The organism is Carboxylicivirga sp. (genome assembly GCF_982718395.1).
The window spans coordinates 1-4,951 of sequence record NZ_CEXQWX010000265.1 but is presented as its reverse complement, the minus strand read 5'-3'; the positions used below and the strand labels follow the sequence as shown (position 1 = coordinate 4,951).

Here is a 4,951-nt window from a genome sequence, read left to right as displayed (position 1 = left end):
ATGAATCACCATGCGGGTGAAATTTACCCAACACCTCACCTACAATCCTCGCTGATTTCTTATAAGGTTTGTTAGCTGCTAAACCCAGCTCACTCATTCCATACAAAACACGGCGATGAACAGGCTTCATTCCATCACGAACATCAGGTAAGGCGCGAGAAACGATCACCGACATCGAATAATCGATGTAGGCTGACTTCATTTCTTCCTCAATGTTGATTTTAATTATTTTTTCTCCGTCAGTCATTTATGAGATTATTTATATATTCCATAACAATAAAAAATGGCTTTTAAGGAGCCATTTTTTGAACGCCCTAATTTAAGTAATTTCGATAACATGGAAAAACGATTGATAACACAATTTATCAACAAGAATAAAGCATGCAGATTAATCGGATAGTTGACAAGATTTTTTGATAATTGCAACAAGATTATTTAAATTCATCCATTCAGATAAAGCCTGCATTATTGTCAGATAATCGTTTTTTATCGACTATAAATTGCATTTAGCATGGTTATTGTCTGATGTTATTGGTCGGGATGCTAAACAAGATGCTCACCGGCTTGTTATGTTATATAAGATTTAAAACGCTATATGGATCTAAACTTTTCGCCACGTATTAAAGACGTGATATCATACAGTAAGGAAGAAGCTGAGCGACTAGGGAATCAATTTATTTCACCTGAGCATTTAATGCTTGGAATCCTTCGTGAAGGTGAAGGTGTGGCTATTGAAGTACTTCAGCGTTTAAACGCTGATTTGCCGCGAATCAAGCAGGCAATCGAGAAGCAGTTAAAAGAGCCGGAAGCTGTTCAGAGTGATAACTTACCTCTGCTTCAATCAGCCGAGCGAGTACTTAAATTAGTTCACCTCGAGGCCAAAGCCTTACGCAATGACCGAATTAATACAGGCCATTTATTAATCGCTCTACTTAAAGAAAAAAGCAGTACAATTTGGGAAATTATGGCAGAAGAAAATATTCATTACCGCAAGGTAAAAGACATGTTAAACAGTGAAGCTCTCCTGGCTAAAGCAGATTATCCTGAGGATGATGATCAGGATAGCCCATTTTCCGGATCTGGTTCAGGTTCATCGGGATCTTCAGAGGGTGGTAAGTCGACATCTAAAACCGGATCAGACACACCTGTGTTAGATAATTTTGGGATTGACATTACCAAAGCCGCAGAAGAGAATCGCCTCGACCCTATTGTGGGACGGGAAAAAGAAATTGAACGATTGGCGCAAATTCTGAGTCGCCGTAAAAAGAATAACCCGATATTAATTGGTGAGCCTGGTGTTGGTAAATCAGCTATAGCAGAAGGATTAGCTTTACGGATTATAGAAAAAAAAGTATCTCGCGTATTATTTGACAAACGTGTAGTAACACTTGACTTAGCTTCTATCGTTGCTGGCACAAAGTATCGTGGTCAATTTGAGGAGCGGATGAAGGCTATTTTAAATGAATTAAGCCGTAATCCAAACATTATCTTGTTTATTGATGAAATACATACTATTGTAGGTGCGGGTGGTGCTACAGGTTCGTTGGATGCTGCCAATATGTTGAAACCTGCATTGGCACGTGGCGAGATTCAATGTATTGGAGCTACCACTCTTGATGAATACCGTCAACATATTGAAAAGGATGGTGCGCTTGAACGCCGTTTCCAGAAGGTAATGGTGGAGCCGACTTCAATTGATGAAACAGTTGAGATACTGAATAATATTCGGGAGAAATATGAGGATCATCATAATGTGAGTTACACACCAGAGGCTGTTGAAGCATGTGTAAAGCTGACTGAGCGCTACATTTCAGATCGTCACCTGCCGGATAAAGCGATTGATGCATTAGATGAGGCAGGTTCGCGCGTACACATCTCTAATATTGTGGTACCCGAAACAATATTGAAGATTGAAAACGAAATAGACGAAATTAAGGAAAACAAAATTAAAGCTGTTAAAGCGCAAAATTTTGAGTTGGCTGCCAGTTTCCGTGATAAAGAGAAGAATTTACTGGAAGATCTTGAAGCAGCCAAAGCAAAATGGGAAGAGGAATTATTGCAACATCGGGAAAGCGTTGATGCTGAAAAAGTGGCAGAAGTTGTAGCCATGATGACAGGTATTCCAGTTCAACGTGTTGCTCAGGCAGAAGGATTCCGCTTGCTAAAAATGGGTAAAGAATTGAATGGTTCGGTAATTGGACAAAATAAAGCCATTGAGAAAATAGTAAAAGCGATTCAACGGAACCGGGCCGGATTAAAAGATCCAAATCGACCAATTGGTTCATTTGTCTTTTTAGGACCAACTGGTGTTGGAAAAACACACCTTGCAAAAGTACTTGCCAAGTATCTTTTTGATACAACAGATGCTTTAATCCGCATTGACATGAGCGAATACATGGAGAAATTCTCTGTTTCGCGTTTGGTTGGAGCGCCTCCGGGATATGTAGGGTACGAAGAGGGTGGTCAACTAACTGAAAAGGTGCGCCGTCGCCCTTATGCAGTGGTGCTTTTAGATGAAATTGAAAAAGCTCACCCGGATGTGTTTAATTTACTTCTTCAAGTGCTGGATGAAGGTCGTTTGACTGATAGTTTGGGGCGAAAAGTTGATTTTAAGAATACTATCATCATCATGACCTCGAATATTGGAACGAGAGAGCTTAAAGACTTTGGTCGTGGTGTTGGATTTACACCCAAAAGCAGCATTTCTGACCAAGACCATGCTAAAGGCGTCATTGAGAAAGCTCTTAAAAAGGCATTTGCTCCTGAATTTATCAATCGAATTGATGATGTGATCATCTTCAATAATCTGGAGAAAGAAGATATTCATAAGATTATTGATATTGAGCTAAGTGGATTATATACCCGTGTAGAAGGTTTAGGATATAAACTGGAATTATCTAATGCTGCAAAAGATTTTATAGCTTCCAAAGGTTATGATGTCCAATATGGTGCTCGTCCTCTAAAACGAGCAATTCAAAAATATCTGGAAGATGAAATGGCGGAGGTAATTATTCAAGCTTCGGTATCGGAAGGTGATATTATCAAAGTAGATTTTGACAAGAAAGAAGAAAAGATTACTACAGAGATTGTAGAACTGTCAAAAGAAAAAAAATAGGTATTGTTGATAGAGACTAAAAAAGCTGCCCATCAGGCAGCTTTTTTATTTAATTGAATCTGGTAAAAGCCATTCTTATTTTAGTAAGGCAGCCATCTTAGCAGCCTTCTCCTCCATCTTCAGGCGTCGGTACGAAACACTCAGACAGCTGATGATGGCTTTGTCTTTAGGAGAAATGTTGTGAGCCTTTTCCAAGTATGGTAAAGCCTTTGTATATCCCTGGGCAATTTGTTCCAGTTTTTTGGTTGAATTGTGATAATCAACTCTGCTTGGATTCTTCATAGCCTCATAACGCTTAGTCTCTTTACTGTAAAGGTAATCGGTTAGTTTAAAGTTAATCACACCCAGTTTTTTGATACTGTTTTTATGATTCGGCTTTATTTCCAATACTTTTTCTAATGAAGCGATTGCCTCTTTGTATTTTTTTAGGCGTTCAAATGATGAACCCAACAGATAATGATAGGTATAATTATCAGGCTCTTGCTCAAGTGCTACAGTCAGGTAAGTTACTGCCTTATCATATTGACCTGAGTTAAAGAACAAGTAGCCCAATTTTTTAGTAAACTCAGTATTTTGATCTGGATATTTTTCCTTACCATCCAACAGTTCCTTTTCAGCTTCAGCAAACTTTTTAAGTCCGGCATAAGCATCTCCGAAGTTTAAATAAAGATCAGCTTCCTGGTATTGATTTTCCTTTGCTTTATTAAGCATCGTAAGTCCCTTGTCATACTGTTTGGCCTTGGTATAGTTTTGTCCGGCCTTAAAAAAAGAAAAAGCGTCTGTCTTGGCATCAGCTTCATATAAAAGAGCAGCTTTTTCATACAATTCTGCAGCTGCCAGATATTGCATTCGGCTTTCCTGCATTATAGCATCGCTTTTTAATACATCGGCATTTTGCGCCATTAATGTGATACTACTTATAACTGAGAGTATCAACACTCCAAATAATTGTTTCATGTTTAACTTGTTTTTAGGGGTTGTTTGCAAAAATAATGCGAGACGCGTAAACTCAACTATTTTTTCCGAAAAAATAGCATAAAAAAAGCAACCGGTTGATCCGATTGCTTTCATTTATTTTCAGATTGAAAAATTCTTAGCTCTTAAGGAAATTTTCAATACCAGTTAGAATAGCTTGTGCATTCTTATTGGTTGCATCGTACTCTAAAGCTTTCTTAGCAAATCCAGTAGCTTCATCTAAAATTACTTTAGCTTTAGCTTTAATAGAATCCCACTGATCACGATTACCATCAACACGAGTATTTAATATTTCCTGACCTTTTACGTAACGAGAGTTACTTTCTTTTACGTAGTAACCAGCTAACATCTTTTTCATGTGACCTACATACTTGCTTGTACCGAATTCGTCGATTCCAGCTAAAAGTACCTTTTCCATCTCTTCGTTCTTACCCATGCTTTTTAATGAAGAAGCAATGTAATAAGTCGACACATCAGCTTTATAATTTAATTTCTTAGACTCTGCGTAATATTTCTGAGCCTTATCGTAGTTTTTAATTTTACGGGCACTTGTAGCCGTGTTGTATACCATAGCCGCATCCATTTCTTCTTCGCCCCACGCAGCTATTGCTTTCTCAAACAATTCCAAAGCACCTTTGTAGTTCTTTGATCTTAATGCCTCATTCCCCTGATTTTTCAACTCTGCTGCACTTTCTTCCTGAGCTATAGCTCCTAAAGACATCAATAACACAAGGGATAAAGTCGCTAAATACTTCATAACAATACTCTTTTAAATCTTATTTAAATTGATACAATTCACTCCAGTGGCCGTAAAAATAGTTTTTTTTTGAAAGAATCTTAACAAATATTCATATTTCATAA

The 4,951-nt window shown here is 37.9% G+C and carries 4 protein-coding genes; 1 reads left to right on the top strand and 3 read right to left on the bottom strand.

What is annotated here, in order from left to right; genetic code table 11:
* A partial coding sequence (locus tag AC4MRQ_RS24920; RefSeq protein ID WP_491200446.1) for a DNA gyrase subunit A occupies window positions 1–247 on the bottom strand: 247 nt, incomplete at its 3' end.
* A 348-nt stretch (window positions 248–595) separates the two neighbouring features.
* Between AC4MRQ_RS24920 and AC4MRQ_RS24915 the strand changes: the two genes are divergently transcribed.
* Window positions 596–3,115 carry an ATP-dependent Clp protease ATP-binding subunit gene (locus AC4MRQ_RS24915; protein ID WP_491200445.1) on the top strand — a complete coding sequence of 840 codons (2,520 nt, stop codon included), beginning with the start codon at window positions 596–598 and terminating at the stop codon, window positions 3,113–3,115.
* A 75-nt stretch (window positions 3,116–3,190) separates the two neighbouring features.
* Here AC4MRQ_RS24915 and AC4MRQ_RS24910 read toward each other — a convergent pair whose 3' ends face one another.
* Both AC4MRQ_RS24910 and AC4MRQ_RS24905 read right to left on the bottom strand, forming a co-directional pair.
* A complete protein-coding gene (locus AC4MRQ_RS24910) occupies window positions 3,191–4,072 on the bottom strand; it encodes a tetratricopeptide repeat protein (RefSeq protein ID WP_491200444.1) in 882 nt (293 codons plus the stop codon).
* 136 nt (window positions 4,073–4,208) lie between these two features.
* Window positions 4,209–4,847, bottom strand: coding sequence for a tetratricopeptide repeat protein (locus AC4MRQ_RS24905; protein ID WP_491200443.1), 639 nt, complete (start codon window positions 4,845–4,847; stop codon window positions 4,209–4,211).
* Between the last annotated feature and the right edge of the window lie 104 nt (window positions 4,848–4,951).